17 protein-coding genes and 1 riboswitch are annotated in these 18011 nt (G+C 39.5%); of the genes, 3 read left to right on the top strand and 14 right to left on the bottom strand.

The genetic code is table 11. The features are described 5' to 3' along the window. Positions 1–13: 13 nt before the first annotated feature. The 10 genes from F601_RS13475 to F601_RS0103320 all read right to left on the bottom strand — a co-directional run bounded on the left by F601_RS13475 (position 14) and on the right by F601_RS0103320 (position 10716). Positions 14–385 carry a zinc-binding dehydrogenase gene (locus tag F601_RS13475; protein ID WP_051070619.1) on the bottom strand — a complete coding sequence of 124 codons (372 nt, stop codon included), beginning with the start codon at positions 383–385 and terminating at the stop codon, positions 14–16. After that, on the bottom strand, positions 351–713 hold the full coding sequence (locus F601_RS13470) for an MDR/zinc-dependent alcohol dehydrogenase-like family protein (protein ID WP_248678577.1): 363 nt from the start codon (positions 711–713) through the stop codon (positions 351–353). Before F601_RS13470 ends, F601_RS13475 begins: the two co-directional genes overlap by 35 nt. A 181-nt stretch (positions 714–894) precedes the next feature. Next, positions 895–1362 (bottom strand): 6,7-dimethyl-8-ribityllumazine synthase, encoded by a 468-nt coding sequence (gene ribH, locus F601_RS0103360; RefSeq protein ID WP_018164257.1) that lies wholly within the window; start codon positions 1360–1362, stop codon positions 895–897. 13 nt (positions 1363–1375) lie between these two features. After that, a complete protein-coding gene (locus F601_RS0103355; protein WP_018164256.1) occupies positions 1376–2551 on the bottom strand; it encodes a bifunctional 3,4-dihydroxy-2-butanone-4-phosphate synthase/GTP cyclohydrolase II in 1176 nt (391 codons plus the stop codon). After that, positions 2552–3154, bottom strand: a complete 603-nt coding sequence (locus F601_RS0103350) for a riboflavin synthase (RefSeq protein ID WP_018164255.1) — start codon at positions 3152–3154, stop codon at positions 2552–2554. Continuing rightward, positions 3139–4209, bottom strand: coding sequence for a bifunctional diaminohydroxyphosphoribosylaminopyrimidine deaminase/5-amino-6-(5-phosphoribosylamino)uracil reductase RibD (gene ribD / locus F601_RS0103345; RefSeq protein WP_018164254.1), 1071 nt, complete (start codon positions 4207–4209; stop codon positions 3139–3141). Before ribD ends, F601_RS0103350 begins: the two co-directional genes overlap by 16 nt. Before the next feature lie 278 nt (positions 4210–4487). Continuing rightward, positions 4488–4627, bottom strand: a riboswitch (FMN riboswitch). 193 nt (positions 4628–4820) lie between these two features. Then, positions 4821–7544, bottom strand: coding sequence for a GBS Bsp-like repeat-containing protein (locus F601_RS0103340; RefSeq protein ID WP_018164253.1), 2724 nt, complete (start codon positions 7542–7544; stop codon positions 4821–4823). 53 nt (positions 7545–7597) lie between these two features. Further along, positions 7598–9100 carry a glucosaminidase domain-containing protein gene (locus F601_RS13650; RefSeq protein WP_018164252.1) on the bottom strand — a complete coding sequence of 501 codons (1503 nt, stop codon included), beginning with the start codon at positions 9098–9100 and terminating at the stop codon, positions 7598–7600. 137 nt (positions 9101–9237) lie between these two features. Next, a complete protein-coding gene (locus F601_RS0103325; RefSeq protein ID WP_018164251.1) occupies positions 9238–9963 on the bottom strand; it encodes an SDR family NAD(P)-dependent oxidoreductase in 726 nt (241 codons plus the stop codon). A gap of 33 nt (positions 9964–9996) precedes the next feature. After that, on the bottom strand, positions 9997–10716 hold the full coding sequence (locus tag F601_RS0103320; protein ID WP_018164250.1) for an MBL fold metallo-hydrolase: 720 nt from the start codon (positions 10714–10716) through the stop codon (positions 9997–9999). A 465-nt stretch (positions 10717–11181) separates the two neighbouring features. Here F601_RS0103320 and F601_RS0103315 point away from each other — a divergent pair, with 465 nt between their 5' ends. From F601_RS0103315 to F601_RS0103305, 3 genes are all read left to right on the top strand, one after another. Next, the gene (locus F601_RS0103315; protein WP_018164249.1) at positions 11182–11619 is read left to right on the top strand and encodes an Rrf2 family transcriptional regulator; all 438 of its coding nucleotides are present in this window, start codon (positions 11182–11184) and stop codon (positions 11617–11619) included. Between the two features lie 123 nt (positions 11620–11742). Then, entirely contained in the window at positions 11743–12396 is a 654-nt protein-coding gene (locus tag F601_RS0103310; RefSeq protein WP_018164248.1) for an NAD(P)-dependent oxidoreductase, read from the top strand. Positions 12397–12486: 90 nt separating this feature from the next. Next, entirely contained in the window at positions 12487–13107 is a 621-nt protein-coding gene (locus tag F601_RS0103305; RefSeq protein ID WP_018164247.1) for a DsbA family protein, read from the top strand. 70 nt (positions 13108–13177) lie between these two features. Here F601_RS0103305 and F601_RS0103300 read toward each other — a convergent pair whose 3' ends face one another. The 4 genes from F601_RS0103300 to F601_RS0103285 form a co-directional block, all read right to left on the bottom strand. Further along, positions 13178–14047 carry a hypothetical protein gene (locus F601_RS0103300; protein WP_026183088.1) on the bottom strand — a complete coding sequence of 290 codons (870 nt, stop codon included), beginning with the start codon at positions 14045–14047 and terminating at the stop codon, positions 13178–13180. 135 nt (positions 14048–14182) lie between these two features. Beyond that, complete coding sequence (locus tag F601_RS0103295) at positions 14183–15613, bottom strand: NADP-dependent glyceraldehyde-3-phosphate dehydrogenase (protein ID WP_026183087.1); 1431 nt, start codon at positions 15611–15613, stop codon at positions 14183–14185. Positions 15614–15935: 322 nt separating this feature from the next. After that, positions 15936–17669, bottom strand: a complete 1734-nt coding sequence (ptsP, locus tag F601_RS0103290) for a phosphoenolpyruvate--protein phosphotransferase (protein WP_018164244.1) — start codon at positions 17667–17669, stop codon at positions 15936–15938. A 2-nt stretch (positions 17670–17671) separates the two neighbouring features. After that, on the bottom strand, positions 17672–17935 hold the full coding sequence (locus tag F601_RS0103285) for a phosphocarrier protein HPr (protein WP_018164243.1): 264 nt from the start codon (positions 17933–17935) through the stop codon (positions 17672–17674). Positions 17936–18011: the final 76 nt, after the last annotated feature.

Raw genomic sequence — 18011 nt, 5'->3', positions numbered from 1 at the left:
TTAACAGTTGTATTTAGTCATCATTAAGAACAATAATCTTGCCAAGGGCTTGAGGACTGTCTAGATAGTCATGCGCAGCTCTTATTTGATCTAGGCTAAAAATCTTTTCTTGGCGAACGTCAACCTGATAGCAATCAATATAGTCAAAGAGGCTCTGCCATTGCTCAGAAGAAACATTACCCGAATAAAAAGTCGTTAGATAAATGTTCTTCTTCAAGTCAAAAGTGGGGTCAAAATCCTCCAAATACCACTGGCCACCAAGAAGGCCCGTGCTGCAGATGATGCCATAGTGGTCCATATGGGCGATAGAGTCCTTAATGACAAGAGGTCCAACCAGCTCTAGGGCCTTGCTAAAGGTCAAGGCTGTTTGTAAATGGCCATCCAAGTCGCTGAGCTTCTTTGTCCAAGCGGCGGACTGACCCATAGACCTTAAGTTGGGGGTACTTGGCTTTGACTAACTTGGTAAAGGCTAAGCCGACACCAGAAGCCGCCCCACGAACCAAAACCCTATCACCATCTTCAAGCCTTAATTGGAGCATGGAGTCATAGGCGGTAAAATAAGTTTCAGGAACAGCCGCAAATTCCTCCCAGCTCAAATCTGTCTCAACTGGAAAAATCTGCTCATTTGGGACCAAGACATATTCAGCATAGGAGCCATCAAAGGCCCACCCCATCTCACCCATAGTTGATAGAACCTTCTGACCGGTTAACAAGAACTGCTTTCATGGGAATCTCCTGTATATTAGTCAAATTGTTTTACTATTTATACCTATCTTACTCTTATAAATAAAATTAGTCAAAAAAATAGACTAATTTGCCTAACAATGTTTTTATAAGTTGTTTTATAATAAAAACCATCACCTTTTTACAGCGATGGTCACTTATTTATATTGATTAGTTCATTATCTGCTTGTTCAAATCAATCATCTCAAGCAATCCTTGAGCGCACTCGCTTCCTTTATTACCAGCTTTTGATCCTGCTCGCTCAATGGCCTGCTCAATATCTTCAGTTGTAATAACACCAAACATAACTGGAATTTCACTATTGAGATTGATTTGCCCTACACCTTTAGCAACTTCATTGCAAACTAAGTCATAGTGACTGGTACTTCCTCTGATTACACTTCCTAGAGTGATAAGGCCATCATATTTTCCACTTGCGACAAGTTTCTTTGTGATAAATGGAATTTCAAATGCTCCTGGTACCCAGAAAACGTCAATATTTTCTGATGGCACTTCATTTCGAATAAGTGCATCTTCGGCACCTCCAAGTAGTTTTGATGTAATAAATTCATTAAAGCGTGCAACCACAATAGCTACTTTGATTTCTTTTCCGATAAATTTTCCTTCATAGACTGTCATGTTTCTTCTCCTTTTAAAAATTTAAAATATGATGAAATTTCTCTTTTTTCACTTGCAGATAGAGTTGATTTTCTTGATGTGGCTTAATTATTAGGGGGATGCGTTCGTGAACGTGAATACCTGCTTGTTCAAGTTGTTCAACCTTATTTGGGTTATTTGTCAACAAGTCCACGTCTCTAATTCCTAAGTAAGATAGTATATCCGCAGCGATTCCATAATCTCTCTCATCTGCGGCGAATCCTAATGCTAAATTCGCATCATAGGTATCAATTCCCTTTTCTTGAAGTTGATAGGCACGCAGCTTATTTTTTAAGCCAATTCCACGTCCTTCTTGTCTTAGGTAAAGAACAGCACCTTGACCTTCTGCTTCTATTTTTTCCAATGCTGTCTGAAGTTGTTCACCGCAATCACATCTATAAGAACCAAAAACATCACCTGTTAAACATTCTGAATGTAAACGTAAGAGATAAGGTTTCTTATTACTTATTTCTCCCTTACTAATAAAAAGATGCTCCTTACCTTGCTCATCCTCTAATAGACGTAAGTCAAAATCACCATGCGAACTTGGTAAATTTACTAAAACATTGTCTTCAAAACTCATATATCTTGCGATGTCATTGACATCAATAATAGTTAAGCCCCACTCCTCAGCAAATGCAAACAAGTCATTACGGCGGGCCATGGTTCCGTCATCTTTTAAAATTTCACAAATATATGATGCCTGAACATCTCCTGCTAATTTAGCAAGGTCTAGACTCGCTTCTGTATGCCCTCGACGCTTCAAAACTCCTCCTTGACGTCCAACAAGCGGAAACATATGTCCGGGTCTTTGAAAGTCACTTGATTTTGAATTATCATCAGACAGTGCTCTGATAGTCTTTGCTCTTTCAAATGCTGAAATCCCTGTCGTAGTTGAACTATGGTCAACACTAACAGTAAATGCAGTCCCATGAGGGTCTGTGTTAACATCAATCATAGGAAATAAGTCTAAGCGCTCTGCTATTTCCTTAGAAACTGGTGAACAGATGAGCCCACGCGCATGTTTAGTCATAAAGTTCACATTTTCTCCAGTGGCTAGACTAGCTAGTCCGACCAAGTCACCTTCTGCTTCACGGTCGTCATCATCCACAATGACTACTAGTTTTCCTGCTTTTAAATCTTCAATTGCTTGTCTTACATCTTCAATCATCTATCTTTCTCCCAACATATTTAACTGAGCCTTTACGTATTTTGCTAGTATATCGGTTTCTAAATTTACTTCACTGCCTATTTTTAGGCTAGAAAGATTAGTTTCTTTGGCAGTGTGTGGTATAAGTGAGACCGTAAAACTATTTATATCTGCCGACACTACCGTCAAACTAACACCGTTTATTGAAATAGATCCTTGATTTACAATTTCTCCTCGTAAGCAACCAGGATAAGAAAAAGTTAATAAGATTGCATTTTCATCCGGTTTTCTATGAAGCAATTTTCCTATACTATCACTGTGACCTGAAACGATATGCCCTTCAAAACGATCACTTTGCGACATGGCTGGCTCTAAATTCACCCTGTCATTTATCTTTAGTCTTGCAAAAGTTGTTCGTTTAAAGGTTTCTGGCATGATATCTACGGTGAATTGGTTTCCCGATTTTTTGACACAGGTCAAACAAACACCGTTCACTGCCATGCTATCTCCAATTTTATAAGTCTTTAGCAGGTCATTACTTGCTCGGATAGTTAGTTTAATGCTCTGGCTTGTTTTACTTATTTTTGTAATATTGCCCTGCTCCTTGATTAGTCCAGTAAACATGACTCATCCCTCCTAGCTGAAATGCGTATGTCTTGTCCAATTTGTTGGATTGAAATGTCTTTTAAAATTACTTTTGATAAGACTTGACGTTGGCTTGAAAAAGCAGCTTTGCTATTTCCTCCAAGTAAAATAGGCGCTTGATAAGTAATTAATTCATCCCAGAGACTGGCTTCTAAAAACTGATCGTGGATTTCTGCTCCGCCTTCAACATAAAGAGACTGAATACCAAAATCTGCTATATCACTCAATATTGTTGAGATACTAAAATCCTTAGGTTTTAGTACGGTGACGTGTTCTGGTAAGTTATCCGGTATGGCAGCAGAAAATATAATGACTGGAGCCGCCTCATCTTTAAATAAGGTAAGATCAGGTTTGTCAAAGACTCGACCTCTTCTGTCCAAGACAATCCGTTGAGGTGGGAAAAGTGATGTTTCAGAACCAAGTAAACGTGGATTGTCTGTTATGGCGGTTTGTGCTCCAACTAAAATAGCCTGATAGTTATCTCTTTCTCGACGAACAAATTCATAAACTTCAGGTCCTGTGAGGCTAGTTCGTTGATTATCCAAGCCAAGCTTTCCGTCTAAGCTCACTGCCTGCTTCAAAGTCACATATGGGCGCTGTTTTTTATGGAAGAGATTATATGCAGGATTCAGTTTTTCTGCCTCAGAAGTCAGAACTCCGCTTATGACCTCAACACCATTTTCCTCTAAAAATGCAATACCTTTCCCAGAAACAAGGGGATTAGGATCAAGCTGTGCAACAACTACACGTGCAATTTTTGCTTCCAAAATTGCTTGGGTACAGGCAGGTTGTTTACCTTGATGATTACAAGGCTCCAGGGTAACGTATAAAGTAGAATTGAGTATTTTTTCAGGAGTTTGGCATGTTATAATGGCATTTTTTTCCGCATGTTCATGTCCATACAAAAGATGAGCACCGCGACCAATTATTTGCTGGTCTTTAACAAGAATAGCACCAACAAGTGGATTTGTATGAGTATGTTTCATACCTCGCTTAGCCTCTTCGAGGGCTAAGCTCATATATTTTTCATGCATTTTTATCACTCCTTCCTAATACACAAAAAAAACCGAAAGCTAATTGAAGCTGCACAACAATTAGACAATTCGGGATTAAGATGGTTTACTGAAAAAGGTTATACAAAAAGAATTCACTATTAACAAGTTACCGCTTTTATTTTATAACCTAAAATACCCCATTCACAAGAATGGGGCATGGTTAAATCAAATGTAGTATAAAAACACCTCAAGAGACTAGAATTCTCCTGAAATCTTTCTAAAATAGCACAAAAAGACAGGCTCTCTTGTGGCCATTCGATTTTCTTCTCCCATCCAGACTTTACTGTCGGTTCTGGAATCACACCAGATCAGCTTTCGCTCACGGACTTCAATCAATGTTTTACTAAACACCCTTGTCACCGCCGGTCGGGAATTTCACCCTGCCCCGAAGAAATATTCAATTCATGACCTAATCATAACACTCATAAAAAAACCTGTCAAGGGAAAGTTGACATAATTTTCAGATTTTTCTTTTTTCTCAGTCAGTTGTCTTTTATATATTTCAATTGAATATTAATTCAGTGCTAACATAAAAAGTTGGGAACACTTTAGAACATACCCAACTTTTTATTATATTTTTTTAAAGAGTGTTAGTTATCTGTTATTTTAACAAATGGACGACCAACTCCTCTAAGGTCAAGACCTTGAGTACTTTGTTCATTCCAAAGTGAAATGATTGGATACCAGCCGTTATTTGCCGCGTTATAAGGATCATAAACGTAGGTATTACCATTTGAAAAACCTTTGAGAACGATCTCATGTGACATTCCTCCACCCCATGGTGAGAATTTGTTTTGTTGGACTGCAGCCACTACGTGATGACCTTCTTTTAGGTTACTAGCCAATGCATCAAAAGAAGTGAGTGCTGTTGGAGTTAATCCCCATTGGCGAGTAGCCATTAGAACACCTTGTCCGCTCGATCCAATTTCAGATCTATTGAATTCAATTGTGTTGTAATACAAGTAATCAGCAACATTAACAGGTGTAACTGTTTTACCAGTCAACGATGAAAATACCATAGCCAAGCTTGTTGGCACACATCCTGATGAAGCCATTGTGTAGTAATTATAAGTTTTACTTCCCCAACGACTATCTCCCTGACTGTAATATGGCATATCATAATTAGTTCGTTTTACTTGGAAATCTTGAGATGTTAAGAAATACATCTTACCATTATCATTTTGGTAAACATGGACGTGGTAGGTTCCAGTTCCTGTATGCTGTGTTACATTCACAATTGCATTAGCTGTTTGGCCAGATTGAGTAGCCGTATACCATTTCATGTCATCTTGTCCATTTTTATCAGACCAAACGGCATATACGACCTTACCATTTGAATAAACATTATCAACCGATAGATTAAAGACACCTGTACCCTTGTATGTAGAACTAACCTTACTTTGACTAGCAACCTTGTTAAAGTGGTATGGTCCTAAAACTCTACCCTTTTCAACACCATCAGTAGTTGTAACATAAACGTGAACTTGATAATCACCTGCTAGATTGTGATGATATTTCTCATCAACAGTCAGTCTTAACTGCCCATCTTTAACAGACGAGCTTGTGTACCAATACAGATTTCCCCTATCACTCTCTGACCAGGCGGCAACACGTACTGACTTAATCGCTTTAGAATTGCTACCACCAATAACAACAACTGTTAATTGCCCCTTATTCTTATCATAGTTTTGAACAATTACATCGGGTTCAGTTAGTTTTATATCAGAACTTTTTACAGTGAAACCTGCTGTTGCCCCTAATCCAATTTGGTGTGACCCACCAAGTTTGCTTTGACCATAAATATGTAAATGGTATTTTCCAATATCGTAGCTATGATCTCTTAATTTGATTACTGCTTGATATGTTGTGCTATTGATTTTATTAGTTTTAGACCAAATAATATCATCCTGACCATATTTCTCTGACCAAGTTGGCAAAACAATTGAACTCATATAGAGAGGAACATTTGAAATTGTCACGGTATATGACATGTCATCATTTTTTGTTATTGTTTCTTTCACACTTGGTTTTACGATAGTAATACTATCTGTGTCCAAAACAAGCAATTTACCGTTCTCATTAAGATAAGCCTGCACCTTATAGTTGCCATAATCACCTAGAGTGCTGTAATTCACGACAGTTTTGCCTGACTTATCTGCCTTATACCACTTGATATTGTTCTGGACTTTAGCTTCTGACCAAACAGAGAATGTAACTTTGCTGTAGTCTGAAACTTTGTTTGAGGTTAGTGATATTGCTATTCCATCAGTGTTTAGCTGAGCGCTAACTTGCGTTGGATTTCCTGATGGAGTTGCTAATGCATTTGAGTCAACTCCATACCATGAAATTCCTTCATATTTCCAGCCTCTTTTCACTAAAGCATCACTCTCGCCTTTTGAACTTGTGTAGTGATGGGTTCCAGTTTTTGCATTTGGATTGTAGAGGCGATACATGACAGAACTACCTGCCGAATACCAAGCAATCCCCTCATATTTCCAGCCAACATTAACAAGGTAGTTCTTTTCACCAGAACTTAATGTGTAGTGATGATCACCTGCATTTGGATTATAAAGGCGATAAACTGATTCACCGGTTTTCGGAGCGTACCAGCCAATATTCTCATATTTCCAGCCAACCTTTACTAGAAAATCTTTCTCACCTACTGCTGCAGTATAAAAATGCTCTCCAGAATTTGGATTGTAGAGGCGGTGCATCGCAACAGCTTCAGTAATCTCTCCGGCAGATGCAGCAACGGCCTCGGATTTATCCTCTTCAGAAGTCTCAACTTGCTCATCTTGGCTCATTTTTTTCTGGTCAAGCTCGGGAGTCTCATTTTGCTCTGTTCCAATAATTTGTTTATTTTCTAAATCTGATTCTACTTGGCTAGTATTAGATTCTTCAACCTCAATCACAGTTTCTTCTGAGCTGTCTTTATCAGTTAAGTCAGAAGAGATAGCTGACTCCTCAGTATCTGGCTTGATAGCTTCTTCAACAGTCTCTTTCGCGTCTTCTACACTACTGACAAGCGATGACATATTATCATCACTTGATTCAATAATATCTTCTGTTGAATTTAAAGGCGTTTCAGCAACTTCTGACTCAGTTAATAATACAGAATCTGAACTTTGATCAACTGCAGCTTCATTCTGTAAATCCACACTTTGCACCACTAGTGATGCTTCTGAAGAAGGCGTTGTGACTGCTTCATCTGCTAAAACTGTTTGTGCTGATGAGAACAAAAATGCTGCAATTGCAACGCCACAAAGTCCATAAGCTTTTGACTTTTTGAAACCGTATGTGTATTTTGAATTCATTTATCCACCTCACAATTCTAATAAAGTTTTTTTCTTATTTTTATTATTGATTCTCAAATAGTAAGGATTTTATCCCAAGCTGAAAGATTATTATATTCGATAATACTGATTAGTTTTGTTGCATAATTAGGATCAGTAGCATAGCCTGCATCCTGTAATGCCTGTGATGCACGTTTATAGTTCAATTCACCAAGTACATTAGCATAATTCTTTTTCCGCCATTCTGTTGAACTGAAGAATTGCGCATGATCTAAAACACTATCGCTCCAAGAATTATACTTACGAAAAGCTGCTCCCACAGTTACTTCTTTCCCATCAATGTATTCTTTTGTATTAAGTGTTACCGAGTCACCTGTCCAATCCGTGCTGACTTTAATACCGAATAAATTATTATTTGGAGCTAATGAGAGTGTCGATTTCCCCCAACCACTCTCAAGAACAGCTTGCGCTGCGACAATTGATGGCAAAATGCCATATTGCAGGCTACCAATTGCACCCTTGTAAATTGTTGCTAAAAAAGTGTTAGATGGGGTTGCTACATTTGCTGCTGAAATCGTCTTTTGTGACTTAATCAAAGTGCCTGATTGATCATAGTAATTCCAAATTTGATCATTGGCTGAATATTTCCAACCTTGATAAGAAGTTGTTGTTGACAAGCTTTCTTCGTTTTGCTTTTCTACTCCATACCAAGAAATTCCTTCGTAGCGCCAGCCTTGTTTAACCAAAAAATCTCTTTCACCTGTTGAGTAGGTATAATGATGAGTACCCGTTTTAGCATTTGGATTATAAAGACGATGCATTGCAACTGTACCTGCAGAATGCCAAGCAATGCCCTCATAGTTCCAACCAACTAAAACAAGGTAATTCTTCTCACCTACACTTAATGTATAGTGGTGATCACCAGCATTTGGATTATATAGACGGTATACAGACTCTCCTGTACTCGGCGCATACCACCCAATGTTCTCATAACTCCATCCAACTTTAACCAAATAATCTTTCTCAGCGACATTTGCAGTATAAAAATGCTCCCCGGAATTCGGATTATAAAGACGATGCATCTCTACAGTCTTAGTATTATTTTCTTTTCCTGTTGAAGCCACTGCTTCTTCACCGTTCTGAGACAGGGAATCTTGATCATCTCCCTGTAAATCTGTTTCGACTACTAAATCTAAAGACTGATTAACTGTTTCATCTTGATTTAGTGTTGCTTGATAATTATCTGATAAGACTATATTTTCATCTTCATTTTGTTCTAATGATTCAATATCACTTTCATCGTTCAAACCATCAAGCAGGTGTTCATCTGAAACTTGTTCTTTAACTAAATCAATTTGATCGTTAGAACTCTCGTCTTCAATAGTTGTATTTTCTGAAATCGGCGAAATAATATTAATTTCTGACTGATTTTCACCTAAATCCACTGTTTCTTGTTGATTCAAAATCGTTTGTGTCTCGTCCGCAGCAACAGCGCCACTGCCTGCACCCATTATTGCCATTATGGCTATTCCAGCTATAACCCAGTGTTTTTTTGATTTATACATTTTTTTGCGCATTAATAATTGTAAACCCTTTCCTTATTATCTATATTATATAGAAAGACTCAATATTTTTCAATAATGAACCGTAAATTACTGAAAACGATTTTCAATCTGAAATAATAGACCGAAAAACGAGCCCAGAAGCTCGTTTTCTATTTATCTAACCCTACACCTGTCAGGTCTGCTAACTTAGCAATCAAGGCTTCCTGTAATCCTTGGTCCTGTGCCCTATCATCCATGCGACTGAGTTTTTGGTGGTAGTAATAGTTGCCAGATTGCAGAACTTGTTGGTCCTTGCTTTCTGCCAGCCAAACTTGGGTCATGTAACCTGCGACTAAATCGTCCGGTGCACCTTTTCCACCCATACGGGTCGGTACCCAGCCTGGGTCAAGGGCGTTTGTGTGAACATCTGGCCAGAGTCGGCTGATGTAAGTCATGAGCAATAGCAGAGCTAGTTTGGATCCAGAATAGTCTAGTTTCTTATCCAAGTTCTCAATATCCAATCGTGCACCTCGGTGCATGCTGGATGAGACATAGATGATGCGTTTGGGCTTTTTGAGCAAGGCTGTCAGCACATAGGGGGCTAGCAGATTAACTTGTGCTGTGACTTGGTTGTCACCTGTGTAAACACCAGCATTGTGAATGATAACGTCAAAAGTACTGATTTCATTGGCCTGTTGGGCTAGCGACAGCACCTTTTCTGGCTTTGCCAAGTCTCCAATGATGACATGATGTGCCTGGGGATTTGCTGCTAAAGCGACAGCTTTTTTCTTGTCATCACGCGCATGGAGAGTTACTTCACGTCCGCGCCCTATGAGCTCACGCGCAGCCATTGCCCCCAAACCCGAAGATGAACCTGTGATTAAAATTTTTGCCATGGTGCTACCTCCTTTTTGAAATCTCTGTCTTTACTACAACCTAAGCGACTTGACTTTAGCAATCTTATCCTTGTATTTCACCAAATCTGAGATTTTGAAAGGTTTACCATGAGCGGGATAAATGTCATCTGCCTTTTGGGCTAGCATGAGGTCCCAGGATTGTTGGAACTGCTCCTTGTTCTCCAACCAGATGGTGATGCGGTTAAGGCTAGGAAGTCCATTCATGGCGGCATCTCCGCAGAAGATTTTCTGGCCAAGTTTGAGAGAGATGGAATCTGAGGTATGACCTGGGGTAAATAGAATCTCCCCTTCTAGAATCTTTTCCAGCTCTGCCTTGTTGGCCTCTGTAATCTCAATCAGGCGCTGGTCGTACTTGTCTTCGATAACGGGAAAGACATGCTTTGCCTTGCCAACAAAACCCATGGCCTTACAGAAGAACCAGGCCAGATAACCGCTGCAACCACCTTCAAAGGAGTGCTGACCTCTTTTGAGAGTCGGTCTGGCTTTAGCGCTCACCATCACCTTTAAATGCGGAACTTTCCCCAGTAATTCATTGAGAAAACCGGCATGGTCATCGTGAGCGTGAGTTAGAAAGAGGTAGTTTAGGTCAGACAGCTTGATTTGGTGCTGCTTCAGTTTCCTTTCTACGCTAGCCAAGCTAGCTTCATAACCCGTGTCAATCATGATGTAGCCGGCAGCTGTCTCATAGACGTAGGTGTTGACGATGCGGTTTCCAACATTGTAGAGTCTCATCTTGCTCACCTCCTCACATTTTCTTTCTGAGATGGTTTCTTAGTTTTTTCACAACTATAGTATAATTCTTTTTCTCACATTAAGCTATTTAGAGATTGGTCTGCATCATAAATTCCATAATAAAACACCCCAATCTTAGATTAATATCTATCTAAGTTTTGGGGTCCAATAGCTTTTTAACAATCAAGTTTCCTTCTTGAAGCATAAATGGACGACTCCATCTGTTAATGGTGTGGTGAAAGCAAAATTAAACTTGGTCGAAATAAATGAGCTGGACAGAACGAAACCGATTTTTCCTTAGCCTAGTCAGACCATGACCATATAGCTATTTTACACACTTCTTAAGAGCCTCAACTGCATAAGATGATAATGAGGTCAAGGACTAGTTTACTCCCTTTCTTCAGATTGTAACATTTGTGATGACATCCCTTCTTTGTTATAATGTATGGGAAAGAAGGTGAAGACATGCAAATTCCTAGTCGCTATACCATTGGAGTTCATACCCTGATGATCATTGCCCTAAAAAGTAGCTCGGAACGGGTGACCAGTGACTTCATTGCAAATAGCGTTGGGGCCAATCCCGTCATCATTCGAAAAACACTTGGACAACTCAAAACAGCGGGCCTTATCGAGGTTATTAGGGGAAAAGGCGGAGCTAGTCTCCTCAAAGATCCTGAAAAAATTAGCCTGCTAGATATCTATCTGGCCACTGATTCTCAGGGGGAAAATGGTCAACTCTTTGGTTTCCATAAAGATATCAACCCTAATTGTGATATCGGTTCAAGCATGCATCAAATCTTGGACAACAAGCTCCTGGAAGCCCAAAGAGCCTTGGAAAATCAACTATCTCAGACAAGTCTGGCTGAATTGATGGCCAACTCCAAAGAACTCACATCCCTTTAAAATGATGTGAGTTTTTATTTTGTTAAGTTGTAACATTTGACATTACAACAATAATATTGTATCCTCTTTTTTGTAACATCTAATATTACAACGTATTTTAAAAAAAGAGACGAGGTATTCAATATGAAAATTGCAGTTATTGGCGCAACAGGTCTTGTTGGCAATGCTAGCGTAAAGGAATTAGTTAAGCGTGGTCATGAGGTTATCGCCCTAGCCCGTAACACCGAGAAGGTATTGACCCATGAACTGGTCACAGCCCGGTCAGTTGATGTTTTATCAGCTGACTTTGTAAAGGAATTAGACAATGTTGATGCAGTCATCTCAGCTTTCAATGCTGGTTGGGACAATCCAAATTTAGCAGTGGACTTCACGAAAGGTTATGTGGCTATTCTGGCAGCCGCTAAAGAAGCTCAAGTACCTTACTTGCTTGTCGTTGGGGGAGCTGGAAGTCTCTATCTAGCTCCTGGTCTACAATTGGTAGATACTCCAGATTTCCCTTCGGAAGTTTATCCTGGTGCCAACGCAGCTCGTAAACTCCTTAGTAATCTCCAAATGCGCCGTGATGTCAACTGGTCTTTTGTCTCTCCTGCTGCCATGTTCGCAGTTGCACCTGTCAGTCATGAGGCTAAGGGACATTATCGTATCGGTCAAGATGATGTTCTTCTAACAGAAGAAGGTACTCCTGCCGATATTACCTTAGCGGACTTAGCCAGCGCTCTTGTCGATGATGTTGAGAAAAGGGCTCACCTCTTCCAACGTTTTACAGTGGCTAACTAAGATTGAATTCTTATATCTTATCTACAATGGTTAGCTCATATACTATATTTAGTTATAAAACGATCATAAAAAATTATTAAGGAAATTAAAATGAAACTCTACTACATCTGGGATGCCTATTGCGGTTGGTGCTTTGGCTTCAAGGAAGCTCTGAAACCTTTTGTTGCAAATCATCCCGAACTTGACCTGGAAATCCTATCCGGCGGTCTCTTTGACCAAGGCAATCCCCTTTCAGCCTATCCTCATATTCCTGGGGCCAATAAGCAAATCGCTCAACTCTTTCACGTTGAATTTGGACCAGCTTACGAAGAACTTTTAAGGGATGGTAAACTTATCTTAAATTCCTATCATGCCGCCTCTGGCTTTGGAACTCTAAAAGCTTTCTTACCGAAAGAAAAATGGCTGGATGCAGCTGAAAAATTACAAATGGCTTTTTACCATGATGGAAAGTCCTTTTCTGAAATTGAAACTTATGAAGAAATCGCAAGCGAATTCAGTATCCAAAATTCAACTTTTTCCAAGAGTCTACAGGAAGCTTTAGGTAGTGATAACGGGATACATGCCGACTATGAGCTCGTCCGTTCTTTTGGTGTCTCTTCATATCCGACCTTGATTTTGGAAAAAGACGGAAAATTCTACGACCTGAGGGCAGGTGCCATGACTGCTGATGAGTTAGAAAATAATTTCAAAACCATTTCAGCGCTTGCCTAAACGAAACAAAACCACGATGTCCAAATCGTGGTTTTTGTGTTACTTTCGTAAAAAGTATTCTAGACTAACCCTATCTCATCTTCAAAAGGGCTGCTTGTTCTTGTTTCTTGACTTCATTGATAAGTCTTGCAAACTCTGCCTGAGCAGCTCTGCTATTGTCCGAGGAAAGGGAAGCTTTAAAACTAAGGTTTTCCAAAAAAACGGGATCGGTGCCCTTTTCTTTGTAGATATTGCCTTGGAAGAAGTAACGACGGGTCTTCTTGTCAACGGCCAGAATAGAGGAACGCCAGCGTGCGGGCGGACTATTGTGAGGCTTCCAGCTAATTTTCAGCTGCTGCTCCAAGAAGTACCAGCCCATAAGCTGAATGGTGATGGTTTGGCCTCGTATTGGGTCCTTATAGGAACATGGCAGAGCTAGGACCTGGTCTCCATCTGTCAAGAAAGGGTGGAAGTCCTGGATGCCTTGATAGTCATCGTTTGGGACAACTTCAACATCGTTGCGTTCAGCATGAAAGACGGCCGAATGAGCATCACGAAAAGGATTATAAACGTCACTATCAGCCAAAAATTTACCAGATAAAATGGCATCCACTTGACTAGGCTCGTAATAGCTAATGTAAGGTTTGATGTCCTTGACATCACTTGGAACCTGCAAAATTTGGATAGTCTGGCGGGATTTCAATGGAACAGTCATCATGCCTTGGTAAAGACTTGAGGCTGTGAAGGTTTTGATGCGCTGTAGCTTGTCACTGTAACCCATCTGTGAGCGGTTGAGGACATAAAAGACGTCATCCCTATCCAACTTAAAGACGATGACAAATTGTAAGTTTTTACGATTCTTATTAATTCTAAAAATAGGTGTCGCAAAGAGGGTGTCATTTTTAAATAGTTTTAAAAATTTACCCGCCTGCACGATTTTGATAGATGATGTATGACTCATAACATCTAGTTTATCACTCAAAAGACGTATTGTCATCTAAAGCTTTTTAAAATATATTTCAATTGTTGAGACGGGCAATACTTAAAATTCCAATAAAAAAAGAGAGAAATCAGATTCTCTCTTAATTATGATTAATTAGTCAGCAATATCAAAAACAGTTGATTTAACAGTTGTCATTGCTTCGATTGAGTATTTAACACCTTGAGTACCAGCACCAGACTTCTTAGCACCTAAGAATGGGAAGTTGTCTGTACCACGTTGTGTCTTGTTGTTAATGTGAACTGTACCTACTTCAAGTTGCTCAGCGATCTTGAATGCAAGCGGGAAGTTATTAGTAAATACTGAAGCTTGAAGTCCGTATTCAGATTCGTTTGAAATCTTAACTGCTTCTTCAACTGAAGAAACACGGATGATTGGCATGATTGGACCAAATGGCTCTTCCCAAGCAAGACGCATATCAGTAGTTACATTATCATAGATTGTTGGCCAGATAAGGTTACCTTCACGCTTGAACTCAGTTTGAGCTTTAGCACCTTTTTCTTCAGCATCTTTTGCAAGACCTTCAATATAGTCAGCAGAACCTGAGTCAATAACTGGTGTAATATCAGCATTATCTTCTGGCATACCTACAGAAAGTTTTGCAACCTCTGAATTAATAAGTTCAGTCAATTTATCAGCTACACTATCCATAACAAGGACACGTTTAACAGCTGTACAACGTTGACCTGAGTAGCTAAGTCCACCAAGAACGATGTCTTTAGCTGCTTTAGCAAGGTTAGCATCTTCAAGAACGATAGCTGAATCTTTACCACCAAGTTCAAGCATGATTGGACGCATACCAGCCAATTTACCAATACGTTCACCAATTGGTGTAGAACCAGTAAAGTTGATAAAGTTAACTGCTTCATGCTCAACAATGTAATCACCAATTACAGAACCTTTACCAGTAATTGTACTGAACACACCTGCTGGAAGTCCTGCTTCAGCGAATGCTTCTGCCAATAGAAGACCTGAGATAGAGCCTTGTGTAGGTGGTTTAAGGGCAACAACGTTTCCTGAAATCAAAGCTGGGGCAATTTTAGAACCAGCCAAGTTTACTGGGTAGTTAAATGGTGAGATTGCAAGAACAAGTCCAAGTGGCTCGCGACGAACAATAGCAATCTTTTTCTTGCTACCAGCTTCAAAGCTTCCGCCTTCAAGTACTTCACCTTCCAAACGAACACCTTCTTCAGCTGCATAACGGATAATATCTGCAGTACGAACAACTTCAGAAACTGCTGCCTTGTATCCTTTAGCAACTTCTTTAGAAAGAACTGCACCAATTTTTTCAGCGTCACGAACAAGAATGTCTGCTGCTTTATGTAGGTATGCTGCACGTTCAACATATGAAAGTGCACGCCAAGCTGGTTGTGCAGCTTTTGCTGTTGCATAAACATAGTCAACATCTTCTTGGCTCATTGCAGGAACTGAACCTAGTTCTTCACCATTTGCAGGCGCGTAAATTTTAATGTCATTATCAGAAAGTTTCCATTCACCATTGACAAGGTTTTTATATTGTTTTGTCAAAATCATTCTCCTTTATTTAATGATATTCCTATTATATCCTATTTTTAAATAATTTCAATGATTTGCTACGAAAAAAGTCAGAAAATTACGACATATCGTATCATTTTTCTCTATTTTTACCTGATATTCCGAAAAATTAACTCAATTCACTTGATATTGTACGCGTTTTCACAAAGTGAAATAAATTTCTTTCAACAATTATTAGCCCTTTTACTAAATGCCAATATGCCTAACAATAACTTTGTTATCAACTAATAAAATTTGTTGAGTTATTTATAAAAAAGAAGCTAGGAAACCTAACTTCTTTAATATTTGAGTTTAATTAATCAACATTAACGTACTCTTTAGCCAATTCAAGAACTTCTTCGGCTGTACCACATTCAGTGATAGCACGGTTAGCGTATTCTTCCATCTTAGCTGTATCAAGTTTCTTCATCAAGCTACGTGTACGAAGGACAGATGTAGCTGACATTGAGAATTCATCCAATCCAAGACCCATAAGAAGTGGAACAGCTTGTTGATCACCAGCCATCTCACCACACATACCAGCCCATTTACCTTCTGCGTGAGCAGCTTTGATAACGTTAGCAATTAAACGAAGGATTGATGGGTTGTAAGGTTGGTAAAGGTATGAAACTTGTTCGTTCATACGGTCAGCAGCCATTGTGTATTGGATAAGGTCATTTGTACCAATTGAGAAGAAGTCAACTTCTTTTGCAAATTGGTCAGCAAGCATTGCTGCAGCTGGAATTTCGATCATGATACCAACTTGGATATCATCAGCTACTGCTACACCTTCAGCAAGTAAGTTAGCTTTTTCTTCGTCGAATACGGCTTTAGCAGCGCGGAATTCTTTAAGAAGGGCAACCATTGGGAACATGATACGTAATTGACCATGAACTGAGGCACGAAGGAGAGCACGAATTTGTGTGCGGAACATCGCATCACCAGTTTCAGAAATAGAGATACGCAATGCACGGTAACCAAGGAATGGGTTCATTTCTTTTGGAAGATCAAAGTAAGGAAGTTCTTTATCCCCACCAATATCCATAGTACGAACCACAACAGGTTTACCATTCATACCTTCAAGTACAGCTTTGTAAGCTTCGTATTGTTCATCTTCAGTTGGGAAGTCTTGAGAATCCATGTATAGGAACTCAGTACGGTAAAGACCAACTGCTTCTGCACCATTGTCATTAACACCTTCAACGTCTTTAGGTGTACCAATGTTTGCAGCCAATTCGAAATGTTTTCCATCAGCTGTAACAGTTTTAGCATCTTTAAGAAGAGCCCATTCAGCTTTTTGTTTAGCATAAGCTTCGCCAGCTGCTTTAAATTCAGCAATTTGCTCTTCAGTAGGTTCGATGATAACTTCACCTGTGATACCGTTAACTGCGATCAATTGACCATCTTTAACACGGTCTGTAATGTCATTTGTACCAAGTACAGCCGCAATTTCAAGCGTACGTGCCATGATTGCTGAGTGGCTTGTACGACCACCGATGTTTGTCACAAAAGCTTTTACAAATTGTTTGTTCAATTGTGCTGTATCAGATGGAGTAAGGTCATGTGCGATAACGATTGATTCTTCATCAATTGTAGCTGGGTTAGGAAGCTTAACACCAAGAAGGTGTGCCAATACACGTTTAGCAACGTCGCGGATATCAGCCGCACGTTCTTGCATATAAGGATTATCTTCCATACCTTCAAAGATAGTGATGAACATGTCAGTCACTTCTTTAAGACCAGTTTCAGCGTTTGTTTGTTTAGCGCGGATAGTTTCTTTAATCTGGCTGATCATTTCTGGGTCAGCAAGAACCATCAAGTGAGCATCAAATACTGCTGCTGCTTCTTCGCCAAGCGTTTCTACTGCTTTTTCACGGATAACAGAAAGCTCGTCTTGTGATGCTTGTAATGCGACATCAAGGCGAGCTTCTTCTGCGTTCGTATCTTCGACTGTTACAGTCTCAAATGACAAATCCGGTTGTACGAGTAGATATGCTTTAGCAACAGCAACACCATCAGATGCTGCAATTCCTTTAAGCATTTCTGTCATAATTAAGCCAATCCTTCTTTAGTCATTGTTTCTTCGATAGCTGCAAGAGCATCGTCAGCGTCAGCACCTTCAGCTGAGATAGTTACGTCAGCACCTTGACCAACACCAAGGCTCATAACACCCATGATAGATTTAAGGTTAACTGCTTTACCTTTGTAGTCCAAAGTGATGTCTGAAACAAATTTGCTAGCTGTTTGAACAAGCAAAGTAGCTGGACGTGCGTGAATACCTGTTTCTGCAACAATGTGGAAATCTTTAGAAGCCATAGTGGTTCTCCTTTTATTTTGTGTTTTTTTGAATTATCGAATGATAACCCTTACAAATAGAAATTATAGCATAATC

The organism is Streptococcus henryi DSM 19005, from assembly GCF_000376985.1.
Lineage (GTDB): Bacteria > Bacillota > Bacilli > Lactobacillales > Streptococcaceae > Streptococcus > Streptococcus henryi.
Note: the sequence above shows the minus strand (reverse complement) of the source record. Positions and strands in the feature narration are given on the sequence as shown.